The following is a 17,466-nucleotide window of genomic DNA, read 5'->3' on the forward strand; positions in this document are numbered from 1 at the left end:
TAGAGAACAGTGTACTTGTTCTCTAGCTTTTTTTCATTTCATAATAATCCTCCACTAATTCTTTTATTAATAACAACTTCTCTTCTTCTGACTTCAATTCATATTCCACTTTTTGATGTATATAAATTCCAATTAATTTTGCTGCTTTACTCATCTGCTGATCAAATGTGTAATAAGAAATTGGAAGAATAACATCATCTCCATTTCGAAATCTTATTTTCGTTTGTTTTTTCGTCGGTCGATATTGATCAATTTGAATAAAGTTTAACCATTTACAGGAAGTTTGGTTTGGTGATGTTGTAGGAATCATTAGAATAGATAATGTGGGATTAACCATGAGAGGAATTTTTTTCATTGTTGGATACTTATTTTTCACTATCTCTAAATGACCTTTTACTGAGTAATGATACGTAAGTGCTGATTCATTAATAAGTGATTTTGCTGATCGTTTTGAATAAATAATTCCTTTGTTTTTATCTGTAATTTTCGTTAAATATTCTGGGTGGTCTGCAGGTTCAAGTAACATCGTTTCATATGAAATAACGTAATCTAACTTCGACATTTTTACCTCCCTTTCATACTGTTTCCTTACCTAAAATTATATCAAAGTCATGTTCATTAATTTATGACAGTTCTTTGACCAAATTAAAGTCTTCTTGGGAAGAAAATAATTTCTTTCATAAAATCACTTCATTTATCAATTTTCCTCAAAAAATACAACCCAAACATTAAGTTTCAGCTTCAAAACATAAACTTACACATTCATTCTCTTTTCATTTTTAAAGTTTACTGAGGTGAGATAAGCAATTTAATTTTATATAGTTACATCACCGCGGAATAACAATTGGCGCGCCTAAAAAGGGCGAAAAAATGAAAACTCTAAAACAAACGAACTCAGGAAGAATGAAGCCTAAATCATTTGAGGACTGCTTGATTCAATACACACCTATGGTTAAATCACTCATCAAAACACTTAGGATCTATAAAAACTACGAGGATTATTATCAAGTTGGCTTAGTTGCTTTGTGGCACGCATTTGAACATTTTAAGGAGGAAAAAGGCAGTTTTTCAAATCATGCTTATACAACGGTTCGTGGCCATTTATTAAACGAAATGACAAAAGAAAGTAAGTATGATCAACGTTTTGTTGTAGTTGATTCGTACAAAGAAGAAGTACATTATCATGACGAAGCATTTTTATTTGAGCAATTTATGAGTCACTTAGAAGGCGTTTCTTCACTACAAAAACAAATATTAATAGATCGCTTTTATTTGAGTAAATCATTTAGTGAGATTGCAATTAGATGTAATATGCCGGAAGCTAGCGTTCGGTCAAGTTATCTTTATGCTTTAAAAAGATTAAGGAAACAAAAAACACAAGATTAAGGAAACAAAAAAAGAGTAATCAATCAATTTGATTACTCTTTTACTTACGCAACAGAAATGATTAAAGACATTTCTCCGGCACCTTCGAAGTTCATTGTTAATTCGATTGGTGTTTTAATATTGTGTAGTGTAGTATTTCCTTCCCAAACTGTTGGTGGCGTGATATCCATCTCAACTCCTTGCTCTGATGCAAACGTACTTAAATTACCAGCAATCATATTCCCTAACTCACCCGTAAATGAGATCAATATTTCATTTTCTACTGGCATTCCGAACATTGCTAGTGCAAGTTGGCTAAATGTATTCGTTGGTCCTTTTAAAATCGTTTGACCCTTACAATCTCCAGTCATTCCCACAAGTACACCTAAGTGTGCTTCTACAACATTTCCATTAAGCCTTTTCGGTTCGCCTATTGTAAATGTTAATGGGATAACAGTTTTAATTGACTGAACTGCACTATTTAACAATTTAGTAATGATCATTGAATCGCTCATAATTGTCTCCTTTTATATAAAACTTTTATCCTATTTTTAACCCCATATATTTTCTATGTATTATATCGGCAACCTTTCAGGAATTTTAAAAATTTTAAAAATTAAATATAATTCTTCATACCTAGTACTTAAATCTATTAAATTCACTATATATTGATAGATTTCCTTTATTCGAGGATATTTTTACTAGATGTCGAAAAGATTTTTTCTGAAAATTTTAAATTATATTACGTAATTAACAAATTTCCCTTTATTTATCACACGAAAATAATATTATTGAAATTTTTTTAATTTATTGTGTAGTTACAAATTCCTACAATCTGTGAATGTAATTCAGTATATAATTTCTACTAGAACTAAGAATATATTAAAAAGTCGAGAAATTATCCCCCAGAAAAAGGCAAACCACTTGAAAAATTGGGACGCAAAACCACTGATCTTCTGTTCAAACGTGATATATACGACCTAGTATTATATATATTTTACTGAACAAAGATGGCAGGGTTACCTGGGTATCATATACCTTAATTTTGGGAGGTTTAATTCAATGCAAGTAGAGTTAAAGGAATATCATATTGAATCAAGCTGGACGGATTTATTATTAGAATGTATTGAGGCTGGGATTACACCTGAAGAAGTTCGCACATTTCTTTACAATTGCATTAAGGATTCATGTCAAAACTAGGTGATCTACTCTCTACTATGATATACTTTTTGTAATAGTCAAAAGATATGGAGTAGGAATATGATCGGAGAACGCATAAAGAAACTACGTTTACAACATGGAATGTCTTTAACTGAGCTTGCAGAACGCGCAGGCATCGCAAAATCTTACATAAGTTCAATTGAACGAGGCTTACAAAGCAACCCTTCAATTCAAGTGCTAGAGAAAATAGCTGGTGTCTTTAACACGACGGCCGAAAACCTTTTAAAAGAAGATGATATTGCACCAACAAAGACGATTGATTCTGAATGGATGAATATCCTTCAAGAAGCAATTAATTCGGGTATTCCAAAAGAAGAATTAATGAAGTTTATTGAGTTTAATAAGTATAAACAAGGTAAATAATCCATCAAATTTAGATATAGAACTTATATCTAGTTTGATGGATTTTTGTTGTTATTAAAAAGCAAATCTATTAAATAGATCTTTTATCATAGTAAATTCCACTAAACTCCCTTTCAAAAACACCACATATTCCATATGATAATTTGTACGCAAATTTAACTACCTGGAGATGATAAAAGATTTGAAAATGATAACTAGATTTCTCTTAAGTGCAATTATATTACTTGCTATCAATAAAAGTAACTGACCAATCTAATAAACCAGTTAGCAATGCGTCGATTTATTTCAACTCACAAGCTCCTTCTACTGGAATGATGAGTATTGTAACAACTACGACAAACCGTCAAGGACTCGCTACAATTACCCTACAAAGTTATACTGGATATCAAACTTCTGAAGTAGGTAATTATTTGGTCATCATTAAAGCATATAAAGAAGGCGTAGTTGGTAGCTTTGGAAGTACAAGTTTTACTGTGACACAATAAAAAAATGCAATGGCTAATTGCCATTGCATTTTTGATTTTATATTAGTTATAAATAGATCCAGTTACCCAATCACCATTTTCATTTTGCCATTGAATTATTACAACCCCACCAAGTACTGGTGTATTAAAGTAACTTACTCCCATAGCTGCACTACCTTCTTTAGATTTAGTTTCACTTACACCATCAGCGTTTGTGAAAGTTAATTTCCATTTGTAAACTACGTCAAATTCATTTGTATTTTCAACTTTATAAGTTCTGTTGCCATCGATAATTCCAAGATCAATAACTTTTAACTTTTGTACATCAACTTTAATTGGTGTTTCTTTATCTAAACGGCTAATTACTTTATCGAAGTTTAAGATTGCACTATCTTCAACATCTTGACCAGCTGCTGCGAATGCCGCAACCGCATTAGCTTTTAAAGTTTCAATCGTGTTATTTAATGTAGTATTTGCTCCATTAACTTGTGAAGTTAAAAATGCATTTACTTCTGTTGTAGCTGTATTTTGCTCAGCATTAATTAATGCTTGTAAATCTGCTTTTACTTTATTGATTTTCGCAATTAAGTCAGAAGTTGCTTGGCTCTTCTTTAATAAAGACTCTTCAGTTACTTTTTCAACACCTGCAGCTTGTGCCGATGTAATTGCTGTAGTTAATTGACCAGTTAACTCAGCTACTTTTTGACTAAATAAAGATTGAGTTGCAGCATTTTGTAGTGCTACGAATGCATCAAACTTTGCACCAAGAGTTGATGAATATGAGTTAAATGCATTTTGTAAACTAGCTAAATGCTCATCAAGCTTAGCTTGAATTGCAGCTTGAGTTGCGTTTGATTCAGTTTGAGCTGCTGTATTTACTTCACTTACAGCTGTATTTTTCTTTGTGTTCGTTTCATTTTGAAGCGTGTTTAATGCGTTTGCTTTTGATAGACCTAATGCAAGTCCAACTGCGTTTTGAGCTGCTTGAATTCTAGCATCTGCCCATACTCCAAATTGTGTTCCTGCATTACTGTTTGCAAATGCTACTCCAGTTGAACTTAATAATGTTGCTGCTGCAAGACCAGCTGCGATTTTCCCTTTTAATGATAATGCGTTTTTCATAAATAATCTCTCCCTAAAATTTATATTTTTTATTTTTTGTTCTTTATTGAGAACGATATTTTATGCATTTGTCACAAAATACCAATTACTACCTAATTGTTTGGAATTCCATTTACAATTGCTTGTAAATCTGCTTCTGCTTGCGTAACGATTGGATCGCCAGTTTGATTAATCACATTAATCGCATTTGTTTTTAATGTGTTAATTAAAGCGTTTAGCGTATTCGTTGCTTCTGTTAGTTGAGCAGCTAAATATGCGTTTACTTCACCTTGGGCGATATTTTGTTCATACGTAATAATTGCTTGAAGATCTGCTTTTACTTGATTAATTTTTGAAATTAAATCAGTAGTTGCTTGGCTTTTCTTTAACAGTGCCTCCTCAGTAATTTTATTTACACCAGCATTTTGCGCTGTTGAGATTGCACTTGTTAACTGAGTTGTTAATTCAGCTATTTTTTGAGTAAATGATGACTGAGTTGCAGCATTTTGTTGTGATACGAATGTATCGAATTTAGAACCAAGAGTTGATGAATATGAGTTGAAAGCAGTTTGTAAACTAGCTACATGCTCATCAAGTTTAGCTTGAATTGCAGCTTGAGTTGCATTTGATTCAGTTTGAGCTGCTGTATTCACTTCAGTTACTGCACTCGTTTTCTTTGCATTAGTTTCATTTTGAAGTGTAGTAAGTGCACTTGCTTTCGATAATCCTAATGCTGTTGTAATTGTTGTTTGTGCTGCTTGGATACGTGCATCTGCCCAAATACCAAATTGTGTACCTGCGTTACTACTTGCAAATGCAACTCCTGTAGAACCTAATAATGTGGCTGATGCTAAGCCTACTGCAATTTTCCCTTTTAATGTAAGTACTTTTTTCATTGCAAACTCTCCTTATTTATGTAATTTATATATTAGTACCGTTCTTTATAACGAACGACGAAACATATCAGTGTTCATTTTTTTCGATATTTTGAATGATGATTTCTAATACCAATGCTTTATCAAGTAAAAATTTTTTCACATGACTGTCTTGTGATTGATCAGCCATACTTTTCAATTGATTAATTGTTTTCTTCGTCTTTTCTATTTCTTCGTTTACTAATAAATGAGCGTCTTCATATGAAGGAAAATCAACTTTATGAGTATCATCACTTGGAACTAATTGTGGATCTTCATAAATTGTATTTAATTCATTATGAATATTACCAGTTACTTCCTCAACAGCTAAGTCAAAATCTCCAGTTACTTTTTGTTTTTTCACTTTATATGAATTATCTAATCTTGATTCAAGAGATGAAAGTTCTTTCTGAATATCAGATATTACTTCTTTTTGAATTTTAGATTGAGAGTTTTCAATTTCTTTTAAAGTGTTTACGTTTAAACTAGTTACTTGCTTAATGATTGCTTCTTGTTCTTTATTTAAAGCTTTCTCTTGTTCAACATTTAGTTTACTTTTGACTAGATTTATTTTTCTATCGGCCCATTGAGTAAACAGTGTTTTTACATCTGTGTTAGCATACACACTTCCCATACTTAATGCCATGGCAAGTCCAATGAATACACAAGCAAAAGCTCTTTTATAATTTAGTAGCCTCTTCATATTCCCACCTCTTAATCAATATTATTGGAGTACCAATGGTTTAGGAATACTATGGAATGGTAGTAATGAATAAACAACATATCCTTTAATGAAGTTAACTGAGATTGGTCCAACACTTGGGTCTCTACTATCTAGGCTTTCTCCCGGTGTACGATTATCTCCCATAACAAATACTGAACCATCAGGTATAGTTTGCTCTGCCAAATCAGTGGATTTGCCTAATGCTATTACTTCCGGTATTGGCTCATTATTCACATATACAATACCTTCTTGAATTTTCACTACATCACCAGCTACACCAATGATTCGTTTTACAATATCAATCCCTTGATCTGGTTGACTTATAATAGCAACATCTCCAAGCTTTGGCTCTTTATATAGTTTTGCTATTTTATTTACCAATATCAATCCACCATCTTGAAAAGTAGGATTCATTGAATTGCCACTTACTTTCGTTAATCCAATTACATTATGGAAGATAAAAAACACAAATATTAATATAATAATATATTTAATCCAGCTTACTAGTTTACTAGTAAATTTTTCAGTACTTTCATTTAATTGAACACTACTCATATTAATCTGGCTCATATGGTTCTCCTATTTGTTTAATTTTATTGATTGTCTTTATTTGAATACTCTATGGCGTGTTCTTCTTAATTTTTCGGTTTATCCTTCGATTGATCATCTTGTTCTTTTGAATCGTCAATTGATTGTTCATTCTCATTTTTTGAATCATTTAACTGATCATCAGATTTTTTATTATCTTTGTCTTTTTTTATTTCTTCCATTTGAGCTTCGGTAGATTGTTCAATTTCTTCTTTTACCTTATTTTTATCTTCACTATTCTTCTTGATTATTTCTTCCTCTAGCTCTTTCCTCTTTTGCTCGATCGCCAGTTGAATTTCCGCGTTTTTTTGTTCTGAATAAAGAACGATTTCTGAAGCAGAAGTTTCAATATCAGTTCGAATTTGTTCTATTAACTTCGCTTTCTCCACTTCAGTTTTTACGATAGCTGCCTCGGTAATCTTGTTTTTTTCTTCTGTTATTTTTGTTTGGTACCAGTTAGATAGTAAAGTAGATACATCAGCTTCACCAAAAGCAATACTTGTGGATGATACTACAATCGCACCAGCTGCTATCATACTAACAATAATTTTAGTTTTCTTTGATTGTTTTTTATGTTTTTTCTTCCGGGTAATCATTTAGTATTTACCCCTTTCATCTCATTATGTTCTTTATAATGAACAACCTCACAAGCTTCATTATATAGAACGAATTTCCTAATTACAACACCTTTATTCCAAATAAAATAAAACAAATATCGACTTTTTCAAATCATTCTTTGTAGAAAATTGATAAAAAAAGAGACCTGCCTAGGCTATTCGTACATCATTTAACCTCTCTTCATATAGGCGAAAGTCCTCATATAATTGGTGTTGTATGGGACCTAAAAAATAAAGTTCCTTAATCATAGGTCCACACCTGCAATCGTTTTTTTATATCCTACTGAATGCATATTGAATCAATTTCCCCACATTTTCTAAGAATGATTTATAATCATTCAACGTATAAATAAACTATGGGTCAATACTTGTCCATTTTTATTTAAAATATGATTGAATTATGTAGGCTCATATTTAGATTTTTAGGAGGAAGATTGTATGAAAGAAAGTTTACTAGACAATTCAAATGAACCTAGCTGGTTAGATTTGATATTAGACTGTATTGATGCGGGTATCTCGCCATCTGAAGTTCAAGCATTTCTAACACAATCATCTTCTTCTGTAAAACGAGTCTAGCTGAAAATAATTACATAATAAAATATGAAATAGTAAACCCTATCAACGTTTCCTAAGAAAGGAAACATTGATGGGTTTTTTTATTTAATTACTTTTAAATTATTCAACTTTTAAAACTTCCACTTTTCTACTATCACATTGATAGACTTGTCCCATACTATACTATATAAATAATTAAATACAATTGGAGATGTTTATTAGTTGAAAAAAATGCTTCTACTCTTCATAAGCACTTTATTATTAATAGCTGTTGTTGTAGTTCAAGTAGTTGCAATTAAAGATCCCCTAAATTTCACACCAAAAACCTCTAAAATTGCTAAATCTAAGTTAAGTAGTATTAAGTCCCTTTCGTTTAATTTACCAAATTATAGTTTCAGCAATATCAACCAAACCACACAAGTGAAAGTAACAGCTACTTATACAAATCTAACGAAAAAAGATGTAACAAATTTAGTAACATACTCTATCTCAAATAATATGATTGCAACGATTAGTAATTCAGGCCTAATTACAGCCAAAAATAACGGTTTAGCTACAGTTACAGCTACTCTAAATGGTGTAAAAGCCACTAGCACGATTACGGTCAACAGTTCTTCAGTCAAAGAACTTGTCTCATTATCTGTTATACCTAATTCAATTGACTTAAAAATCAATGAGTCCAAATCTCTAGCTGTTCAAGCGAATTATTCTGATCAATCGGTTGCAAATGTTACAACTAACAGCCAATATTCTTCCTCAAATCCAAATATTGCATCAATTAATGTTAATGGTGTCATAACAGCCATTAATCCCGGTTCTGCTACAATTTCTATTAGCTATGGAGGAAAAACACAATCTGTATTAGTAACTGTAACAGCTTTAGATACAAATCAAGTGAATGTCAAAAATTTTGGCGCAGTCGGTAACGGTAGCTCAGACGACACAGCTGCTTTTCAATCAGCTATCGATTATCTAGGTTCTAGGGGTGGAGGGAATGTGTATATTCCTGCGGGAACGTACAGTTTACGTCCAATCTATCTAAAACCATTTGTAAATATAGTCGGTGAAAATCGTGATACCGTTACACTAAAACTATCTGATACAAGTGGCTCAGGTTACTATCGTGTCATTAACATGGCAAATGATACAAAAGTACAAAATATCACATGTGATGGCAATGCGCTTAAACATCCAGATGGAATCGAGCATATGCATTGTATCTTTGCATTCGATGCGGACCGTATTGTTATTGATAACAATCGATTAAAAAATGCGGTTGCAGATGGTATCTCAATTTCAGGATCTACTGCAGCAAGTGATAATGTCACAATTTCAAACAATATTTTAGAAAATAATGGACGTTCTAATATTGTTATAGAACAAGTAAATCATTTAAAAATCTACAATAATATTAGTACAAATACTTTGGGACGACCGGCTCTACACTTCGAGCCATGGGAAGAAATGAATTTTGATGATGCGAAAATTTACAACAACACTTTTACATCAAATGCATCCAATGGTGACTACTGCGTCCAACTTGAAGGCGGAAAAAATGATAACAATTATTTTAATCATGTAGAATTCAATAATAATACCGTCAATTGTCCAACAGGCAGATTCCTAGTGATGGAGACAAATGGTGCAAAAATTTTTGATAATAAATTAAACGTTAGTCAAATTTTTGTTTGGATTAAAAATAAGGATCTCGAAATCTACAGAAATACAATCAATTCAGCAGACGGATTTAGAATCGAGGGCACTTGGGGAATAAATTCAATTAATACACAAATTTACGATAACACTGTTTCGGCAACTGGGGACGCCGTTTCTATTATAGCTGGATCAGAAAAAACAACTTTTTCAAGAAACGCATTTACAGGTAATGGTCAGGGGGCAGCCGCTTATACTTTTGCTACTGTAACAGATATCAAAGATACGTCTTTCATTGATAATACGTTTACAAATTTCGAAGTCGGAATTATTACGGATTATTATGACGTTCTAAAAATAGATGGATTACTCGTTCGCGGCAATACGTTTAAGAACACTAGTTACTATTCTCTTTATATAAAAGGGACGACAAAAAATGTGACAGTAGATCAAAACACCATCACTAATTCTTCCGGTGTTTTCATTACTGTACAAGATGGACCTATGGCGAACATATCCATTACAAATAATACGATATCAGGTGGAAAAAATGGTATTTTCCAAACTTCAAGCGGTACAAAAGGCTCCTTAAATGGATTATTGATTACAGGAAATCGCATTTCAAACACTACTGATCCAGGTGACACATGGCATACTGGTGCAGCAATTGAATTAAACAAAAACTCAACGATCCCAACAAATGTATCAATTACTAATAATACGTTAACTGCAAACGTTGTTAATAAGATTACTGTACCAAGTGTATTACTTCCTTATGTTAAAAATAATATCTTTAATTAACAAACAAATAAGACAAGCCTCGTCCCTTTTATCTTTCAGTTTAGCAATCACTTCATTTCAAAGAACAAGCGAATCCTAAATTGATTCGCTTGTTTTCATTTTAATTCACATGAAATTTATTTAATTTACTCGAAACTTATATGATATACTTTTTTATTATAGCTAAAAAGATGTGGGGTAACATGTATGATCGGAGAACGGATTAAAAAACTACGTTTACAACATGGAATGTCTTTAACGGAGCTTGCCGAACGAGCAGGTGTTGCTAAGTCTTATATTAGTTCAATCGAACGTCAGCTTCAAACTAACCCTTCTATTCAAGTACTAGATAAAATATCAGAAGTTTTTAATACAACAGCAGAAAACCTACTTAAAGAAGATGATGATGTAACCAATGTAATAGATTCGGAATGGATGACAATATTGCAGGAGGCTATTGATTCAGGAATTCCAAAAGAGGAGTTAAAAAAATTTATTGAATTTAATAAGTTTAAACAAGGTAAATGAAAAAATAGTCCATAAAAAACCTACTAAAAATTTATTGGTAGGTTTTTATGGACTATTTAGTATTAATAAACATTAGGAATAATAGGATCTCCTATTTTCATTCTAATGAAAGTTGTTTACGTAACTCATTTGAAAGTGTAAGACGGTTTTTTTCTGGCACTTGGTAATAATAAATACCTTTGATTAGTTTTCCACTTCCTTGTAGTTGTTCTTGTTCAATATTTCCACTTGCTTGACGGTACTCTCTTTGAATTTTATAAATTTCTTGTATTGTAAAATTTGTTACTAAATTGTTTTTAATCGATTTTAATATCTCATCATAACCTATTAAATTTTCTATCTTTGCTCCTTGCGTAATGACAGCTTCAATAATTTGCCGTTGTCTAGCTTCTCTTCCAAAATCACCATTCGGATCATCGTATCGCATACGAGTAAAACTAAGTGCATCGCTACCATTAAGAAAAAGGCTTCCTTTTTTAAAATGAACACCATCATTTGTAAAATCCAACGTATTATTAACCTTTACACCACCAATTGCATCTACCACATCTTTGAACCCTTCCATATTAACTTCCATATAGTAGTCAATTGGTATATTTAAGAATTTTTCAACCGTATTAACCGTCATTTGTACGCCACCAAATGCATATGCATGATTAATTTTATCTATACGATTTTTACCAACTATAAGGGTTCTCGTATCACGCGGAATACTAATTATCTTTGTTGTGTCATTGTTAGGATTAACTGTTAATAACATTAAAGAATCAGAACGTCCTCTATCACCTTCGCGTTTATCAACACCCAAAAGTAATACAGAAAACGGATCTTTTTCCACTACATTAATCGGTTCAACTCGTCTAACTGACTTCTTAATTGGTTGATAAATCACTTTAGATGTACTTACTACCTCATGATATATATACATTCCAAGTACTCCAACGATTAAAGCTAGACTGAGTAAAGTTAAACCCGCTTTTAACAAGATTTTTTTCCAATTCACGATCATATGCCCCTTTTTCACTTGAAATTTGCAAATGAAAATAACCACTCTTTTATTAAATAAGTGGCATTATCATTAGAAATTTATTCTTTATTAAGAACAACGATGTGTAAGTGAATGTATTTTTGTTTATAAATTCAAGTATTTTATTATCTCTTCAACACTTTCCGCGATAAATACATTTTTACTTGCACTTACTTCTTCTTTATTTTTAAACCCGAATCCATACGTTACAGCAATAAAGTCAATACCCACCTGTTCAGCACCAATCGCATCATGCACACTATCACCGATTAAGACTACTTTAGATAAATCATTCTGTCTTAATTCGTTCAAACACATTAATATAATGTCAGATTTACTAAGCGTATCCATGTCATCAATTCCATTTATCGAGTCAATGTATATCGATAATTCGAAATTCATTAAAATCTCTTTCGCTAAATCATCTCTTTTTAAAGTTGCTACTCCGGTCTTATATTCTTTATCTTTTAATGCTTTTAATAATTCCTTTACAAACCCATAATGTTTTGCCTCATAAAGACCTTTTTCTTTATACCTTTGTCTATAAATTTCAACAGCTTCTCTCGCTTTACTCTCAGTAAAACCACATTCGCGAATAAAAGAGTGATAAGGTGACGGACCAATAAAACTTCTTTGTTGTTCGCTTGTTAATTCTGAAACTCCCATTTTACTAGCGGTATAACTTGCACCCACCATTATTCCCTCGGAAGTATCTAATAATGTTCCATCTAAGTCAAAAATTACAGTGGAATATTTCATTTTGCCTCCAGCTCAATTAATGATGAAGTTTTATCATTTGGATCCAAATCATGATAAATAGTAGTCGTTACAAAATTTATTTCCATGTTTTTCTCAAGGAAAGCTAATTGCTTTCTAATCACTTCGTTTTTCTTCACAAGTTCTTCCATTTCAATATTATAAATCAATTCAGTAGAGTAGTAGTTTGTCGATTTATCGAGACTAAAGCCATCAAATCCAGCTAGATACACCTTGTTTACAGATAAACGGTTCAGAAGATTTAATAACATTAAACCCGCGTTATCCGATATTGTTGGATTATCAAGAAGTAAATCAGAGTAATTTACAACTAAAGAATTATTCACCTTTGATTTAGTAATATTTGAAGTAGTTATTAATAATGTATTATTTGTAATTTCTTTAATGGTATCTGCTATACCATCGAATCGTTTTAAATTACTAATAAATATAGCATCACTCTTATAACTATCTGGGTTAAAATTCACACTAACAATAAAAGGATTATACTCTTTTATAAACGCCCTTATTTTTTCTACTTGTGTTTCAACAGATTTTCCAGGTGCGATTATAAGTACTTTTTGATTAGCAATAAGCCGATTTAATGCATCAAGATTTTCTGAATCATCAATTAAATAGATTTGATGATTAATATATAAATCCTCAATATATAACTCATCATAAATATCCCTTTTTTTCAATGGAAGCTGTTTTAATATCGTATTAATGGATTTTACTGATATCGTTTGTTTATTCATTAAAAAAGAAGCGTAATTAGGGTGACAGTTATTGATCGCTGCAATAAAATATGGAACTGAATAACCCCATTGAGATTCAGATGAAAATTTACTTAGATGCTCATCAATGATTTCTAATATTGGTACCACATTATATTTTTCTTCTATGTTTTCATTAATATATTGAGTTACAAGCTCTGTACATAGATTACCTGCGCCTCTTCCCATTCCAAATACAGAAGAATCTATGATTATATTTCTCTTAGTGTGTAGCATTAATAACTCTTGAGCATTTGAAAATGATAATTGAAGATTATTATGTGAATGAAATCCTATACTAATTGATTCATCCAGATTGTGGTCAATCAGATGATACATTCTTAAAAGATCATTTTTATACATGAGTCCAAGAGTATCCACCAAATAAAAAGCGTATGGTTTTAACTTATTAACTTTTTTAATAAGTTCTAGGAGGCTTTCATCCGAATAGCTTGTAGTTCCAACCGGTTGAATAAAGACTTTATAGCCTTTCTCCATTAATATTTTGCCATAGGTTAATGCCTCTTCAATTTCTTTTTCATTCTCATGAAAGGTTAGACGAAATCCATCAATAGAAGTTCCATCGTACTCTTTAATTCTATCAATTGGAATATACGGTTGATCAATCATACCTACATAAGTAATATTTCTATTCTTCGGGCTAATAAATTCTTTAATAGTCTCGACATCATTAAAAATCGACTTATTATTAGTAAATTCAATATCTCTAACAAATCCACACTCGATAATATCAATGTTAGATATTGCTAACTTTTCAATGATCTTCTTAATGCTTTTTTGTCCAAAATTCCAATTATTAATATACCCACCATCTCGTAACGTACAATCCAGCAACCTAATATTATTCACGTTTACACCACGCATTCAAGTCGATTTTTTATGATCATTTTGACTTTTTCAAGATCTTTTGGTGTATCAACAGATAAAGTAGTTACATCAGCTTCGATAAATTTAATTTTTTGTCCATTCTCTAAAAATCTAAATTCATCAATATCTTCTGCTTCTTCAATTGGTCCCCTTTTAGACTTATTGCAAAATTCAAGTGCACTTTTAGTAAAACATTGCACACCAACAAATTTTTTATAGTTAAATTCATAAGTTCCCTTCGGATAAGGGATTGGACTTCTAGCCATATATAGTCCATATCCAAATACATCTGTCGCAATTTTTATTTTCGAAAAATCAACTGCTTCTAATGGATTCTTTAACTCTGTCATTAGATTTGATATATAAATTGAATTTGGATCAACGTCTTTTGGTAATATTTTAGAAATCGCTTGAGACTCAATTAAAGGCTCATCTCCATTTACATTCACGTAAAAATCTGCGTCAATCTTTGTAGAAACTTCATGTAGTCGATCTAGATGTGTTTTGTGACTTTCGGAGGTCATTACAGTTTTAATTCCATATTCTTCGCAGACATTTTTAATTCTTACATCATCTGTAGCTACATAAACATCAAAAAGTTCATTTACTAATTTCAACTGCTGGTGTACCCACCATATCATTGGTTTCCCACATATATCTGCTAATGGTTTCCCTTTAAATCTTGAAGAATTAAACCTAGCTGGAATAACTCCAACAATTTTCATAGCGTTTCCTCCTATTTATCGAATATTTGTTTCTTATAACGAACGAAAATATAAAAAAATAGAGTTATTTCTATTCATAACACTAATTATTTAACAAAATTAAACTGATAGTACAAGGTAAAATTCCTCCTTTGTTCGCAATAAAGAACGAACTATAAAATAAAACTAACACTTATTGATAAGTGTGTCAATTAAATAAAATAGAATTTTCAGACTTTAAAACAATCTTATAAATTGCATAAATTTGCTGTAACTGCCCTTTTATTTTAATAACTTATATAGTTTTTTCTCTTAATTCTTCTAACTCTTTATTTGTTGATAATACTTCGTCAAGATTTACTCTCTCAAATACTTCGAGCATCCCGCCTCTTGTGGCATTATAAATTTTGATTTGACTCCGTTCTGAAAATTTCTTTGCTTCCTTAAAAGCACTAATCATTCTTTTTACAGCTTCAGAAGATTGTTCTATTAATCCATAATCTTTAAAATGCTGTGCACTATTAATTGAGTAATTACAGTCAACACCCACTAAATAAATTTCACTAAATCCCATATAAACTGCTAACTGAATCATTGAATACGTAATTGAATAACCATCATAGACCACTGAATATGAATCATTACTAAATTTTGTACGATAATTTTTATGAAAAGTATTATGGTTTAAATAATTTAATGGGAATACAAAATAACCATCTAAAATATTCTTTTCTTTTGAAATCGAGTCACTAATAAATTTATTTTTTAAATCATACTTTTCAATTGAATTTTCTAGTAAATTAAAGACCTTTACATCTTGTATACCATAATAGGTGGGTCTCCAATCTGTTTCATCAAAAGATAAACAGATTGAATTCATACTAATGGTTGTTTCATTTTTTAATTTTTCAAGATCATCAATTGTTAAACTCGGCCCTGTAGCAACAATAAAGCATCTCTGGCCTTTATGTGTATTTTTAAATAATTTCATTTTTTCATATTGGCTGCTTTTATTAATATTCATCACTCGACAGAACTTTTTTATGTTGAAATAAATCCTTGGGATCAAGTGAAATCGAATATTAGATTTTGTTCTACTAATATGGTAAATAAAAAAGTATGTGAATTTATTCTTGCTTAAAGTATTGATTAATGTCACTATTTATCACCTCTTTTAAATAAAAAATTCTACCTTTTTAGTGAAAATTCTTTCTCATTCTGCAATCTTTTTAGAATGATAGAATGTTTCATTTTTACTTTCTAAGTTATTACTAAGATCTATCTTTTTTAACTTTGGAAGCTTTTCTAAAAGTCTAAAATCTGTAATATTATTATTACTTAAGTTGAGTTTTTCTAGATTCAAAAAATATTGTATGCCATCTAAATTTGAAATGTTTTTCCCACTTAAGTCTAATTCTGTTATTTTACTTAGTTCTGAAATAGATATCCATTGTTCAAGTGGATTCGAGATTATTTCTCTAATCGAACTTTCCATATTACGATCAATAAATGTAGCCACCCCAGCAATTTCAGATGTTGTATAAAATTCTAAATCGATATTTTTTGCCTCATCAATTATGTCTTGAATCGTTTTAGGCGAGATTCTATATTTACCACTTTCCAAAGACTGTTCTTCCCAACCAAAATCATTCCAATCTACCTCATCAGGTAAAATAGAATGGCACATAAAGATTACATTCGTACCTAATTCTTTAGCGATTCTCAATATTTTTTTTACGTAATCTACATCACTTAATACAATTTCATCAATACCAATAGAAGGTGCATAACCTGTATGATTAAATCCGACTAGATTATTTCTATCGCTAAATCCACCTCTCACAACTTTAAAATATTTAGAAACCAATTCTAAAATGTGGCTTTCAGTGTAACTAACATAAGGGAAAGAATAAGTAACGGGTTTTTTGAATTTTTCTTTTGTTTTAGAATGGCTTTGATTTTCTATCCATTTAAATAAAGGTTTAATTTCATGTTCTACCCAGTTATTTAATCCGAACTCATTTGAGTAATTAACAGCATTCTCATGTTTGAATCCATGATGTGCGATTTCATGACCTTTTGACTGTAAATCAATCAACATATCTATTTCTTTTTGGGTATGTTCCCTCTGTCCTTCAAAGTGATGAAAAGCATTTATATTAAAGGTAACCTTTACATCGTAAAATCCAAATAAATCTTTTCCATATTTGTACCAATCATTTATTCTAAAGCTATCATCAAATGAAAATGCTATACCAGGTTTATTAATATATGGAATGTGTTTGTCTTCACTTTTTATGTGTATATTAGAATTTTTATTTTTTATATCTTTGATTAACCTTTTCCAAAACTTCCCTTTATAATATGTTGAAATACGCTCCCTAAGATATTCTTCAATTAGTACTCTCATTTGATTCCTCACTATTCATTTATTTTAATTCT

Annotated in this window: 20 protein-coding genes and 1 riboswitch; of the genes, 7 read left to right on the top strand and 13 right to left on the bottom strand. The window is 30.9% G+C overall.

Annotated features, from left to right (window positions below):
- Positions 1-22: 22 nt before the first annotated feature.
- Positions 23-562, bottom strand: a complete 540-nt coding sequence (locus CAB05_RS15045) for a competence protein ComK (RefSeq protein ID WP_088001218.1) — start codon at positions 560-562, stop codon at positions 23-25.
- Positions 563-870: 308 nt separating this feature from the next.
- Here CAB05_RS15045 and CAB05_RS15050 point away from each other — a divergent pair, with 308 nt between their 5' ends.
- On the top strand, positions 871-1,386 hold the full coding sequence (locus CAB05_RS15050) for a sigma-70 family RNA polymerase sigma factor (protein WP_088001221.1): 516 nt from the start codon (positions 871-873) through the stop codon (positions 1,384-1,386).
- A 44-nt stretch (positions 1,387-1,430) separates the two neighbouring features.
- On the opposite strand, the gene CAB05_RS15055 is transcribed toward CAB05_RS15050, so the two are convergent.
- Complete coding sequence (locus CAB05_RS15055) at positions 1,431-1,880, bottom strand: chemotaxis protein CheX (RefSeq protein WP_088001223.1); 450 nt, start codon at positions 1,878-1,880, stop codon at positions 1,431-1,433.
- A 389-nt stretch (positions 1,881-2,269) separates the two neighbouring features.
- Positions 2,270-2,392: riboswitch (cyclic di-GMP riboswitch) on the top strand.
- A gap of 35 nt (positions 2,393-2,427) precedes the next feature.
- On the opposite strand from CAB05_RS15055, the gene CAB05_RS22185 reads away from it, so the two are divergent.
- The 3 genes from CAB05_RS22185 (at position 2,428) to CAB05_RS15065 (ending at position 3,434) form a co-directional block, all read left to right on the top strand.
- Positions 2,428-2,565, top strand: a complete 138-nt coding sequence (locus CAB05_RS22185) for a hypothetical protein (RefSeq protein ID WP_158093288.1) — start codon at positions 2,428-2,430, stop codon at positions 2,563-2,565.
- Between the two features lie 60 nt (positions 2,566-2,625).
- Positions 2,626-2,949 (top strand): helix-turn-helix domain-containing protein, encoded by a 324-nt coding sequence (locus CAB05_RS15060; RefSeq protein ID WP_088001225.1) that lies wholly within the window; start codon positions 2,626-2,628, stop codon positions 2,947-2,949.
- A gap of 209 nt (positions 2,950-3,158) precedes the next feature.
- Complete coding sequence (locus CAB05_RS15065) at positions 3,159-3,434, top strand: Ig-like domain-containing protein (protein ID WP_088001227.1); 276 nt, start codon at positions 3,159-3,161, stop codon at positions 3,432-3,434.
- A 42-nt stretch (positions 3,435-3,476) separates the two neighbouring features.
- Here CAB05_RS15065 and CAB05_RS15070 read toward each other — a convergent pair whose 3' ends face one another.
- The 5 genes from CAB05_RS15070 to CAB05_RS15090 form a co-directional block, all read right to left on the bottom strand.
- Entirely contained in the window at positions 3,477-4,535 is a 1,059-nt protein-coding gene (locus CAB05_RS15070; protein ID WP_088001229.1) for a hypothetical protein, read from the bottom strand.
- Between the two features lie 92 nt (positions 4,536-4,627).
- Positions 4,628-5,410 carry a hypothetical protein gene (locus CAB05_RS15075; RefSeq protein WP_088001231.1) on the bottom strand — a complete coding sequence of 261 codons (783 nt, stop codon included), beginning with the start codon at positions 5,408-5,410 and terminating at the stop codon, positions 4,628-4,630.
- Positions 5,411-5,477: 67 nt separating this feature from the next.
- Entirely contained in the window at positions 5,478-6,131 is a 654-nt protein-coding gene (locus CAB05_RS15080) for a hypothetical protein (RefSeq protein WP_088001233.1), read from the bottom strand.
- Between the two features lie 21 nt (positions 6,132-6,152).
- Positions 6,153-6,722: a signal peptidase I gene (gene lepB, locus CAB05_RS15085; RefSeq protein WP_088001235.1), complete on the bottom strand. Its 570-nt coding sequence runs from the start codon at positions 6,720-6,722 to the stop codon at positions 6,153-6,155.
- A 65-nt stretch (positions 6,723-6,787) separates the two neighbouring features.
- On the bottom strand, positions 6,788-7,336 hold the full coding sequence (locus tag CAB05_RS15090; protein WP_088001237.1) for a hypothetical protein: 549 nt from the start codon (positions 7,334-7,336) through the stop codon (positions 6,788-6,790).
- Positions 7,337-7,795: 459 nt separating this feature from the next.
- Between CAB05_RS15090 and CAB05_RS22190 the strand changes: the two genes are divergently transcribed.
- The 3 genes from CAB05_RS22190 (at position 7,796) to CAB05_RS15100 (ending at position 10,873) form a co-directional block, all read left to right on the top strand.
- Positions 7,796-7,933: a hypothetical protein gene (locus CAB05_RS22190; protein ID WP_158093289.1), complete on the top strand. Its 138-nt coding sequence runs from the start codon at positions 7,796-7,798 to the stop codon at positions 7,931-7,933.
- 210 nt (positions 7,934-8,143) lie between these two features.
- Complete coding sequence (locus CAB05_RS15095; protein WP_235821537.1) at positions 8,144-10,366, top strand: right-handed parallel beta-helix repeat-containing protein; 2,223 nt, start codon at positions 8,144-8,146, stop codon at positions 10,364-10,366.
- Positions 10,367-10,552: 186 nt separating this feature from the next.
- Positions 10,553-10,873 (top strand): helix-turn-helix domain-containing protein, encoded by a 321-nt coding sequence (locus CAB05_RS15100; RefSeq protein WP_088001240.1) that lies wholly within the window; start codon positions 10,553-10,555, stop codon positions 10,871-10,873.
- 97 nt (positions 10,874-10,970) lie between these two features.
- Here CAB05_RS15100 and CAB05_RS15105 read toward each other — a convergent pair whose 3' ends face one another.
- From CAB05_RS15105 to CAB05_RS15130, 6 genes are all read right to left on the bottom strand, one after another.
- A complete protein-coding gene (locus tag CAB05_RS15105; protein ID WP_088001242.1) occupies positions 10,971-11,882 on the bottom strand; it encodes an LCP family glycopolymer transferase in 912 nt (303 codons plus the stop codon).
- A 123-nt stretch (positions 11,883-12,005) separates the two neighbouring features.
- Positions 12,006-12,659 carry an HAD hydrolase-like protein gene (locus CAB05_RS15110; RefSeq protein WP_088001244.1) on the bottom strand — a complete coding sequence of 218 codons (654 nt, stop codon included), beginning with the start codon at positions 12,657-12,659 and terminating at the stop codon, positions 12,006-12,008.
- Positions 12,656-14,317 (bottom strand): aldolase catalytic domain-containing protein, encoded by a 1,662-nt coding sequence (locus tag CAB05_RS15115; RefSeq protein ID WP_088001246.1) that lies wholly within the window; start codon positions 14,315-14,317, stop codon positions 12,656-12,658. The genes CAB05_RS15110 and CAB05_RS15115 overlap by 4 nt, the downstream gene beginning before the upstream one ends.
- Positions 14,305-15,045, bottom strand: coding sequence for a 3-deoxy-manno-octulosonate cytidylyltransferase (locus CAB05_RS15120; RefSeq protein WP_088001248.1), 741 nt, complete (start codon positions 15,043-15,045; stop codon positions 14,305-14,307). Before CAB05_RS15120 ends, CAB05_RS15115 begins: the two co-directional genes overlap by 13 nt.
- Before the next feature lie 274 nt (positions 15,046-15,319).
- Positions 15,320-16,048, bottom strand: a complete 729-nt coding sequence (locus tag CAB05_RS15125) for a 6-hydroxymethylpterin diphosphokinase MptE-like protein (protein ID WP_088001250.1) — start codon at positions 16,046-16,048, stop codon at positions 15,320-15,322.
- A 189-nt stretch (positions 16,049-16,237) separates the two neighbouring features.
- Complete coding sequence (locus tag CAB05_RS15130; RefSeq protein WP_088001252.1) at positions 16,238-17,434, bottom strand: leucine-rich repeat domain-containing protein; 1,197 nt, start codon at positions 17,432-17,434, stop codon at positions 16,238-16,240.
- Positions 17,435-17,466 lie beyond the last annotated feature (32 nt).

Source organism: Gottfriedia solisilvae, from assembly GCF_002128405.1.
In the GTDB taxonomy this organism is placed as follows: Bacteria; Bacillota; Bacilli; order Bacillales; family Bacillaceae_G; genus Gottfriedia; species Gottfriedia solisilvae.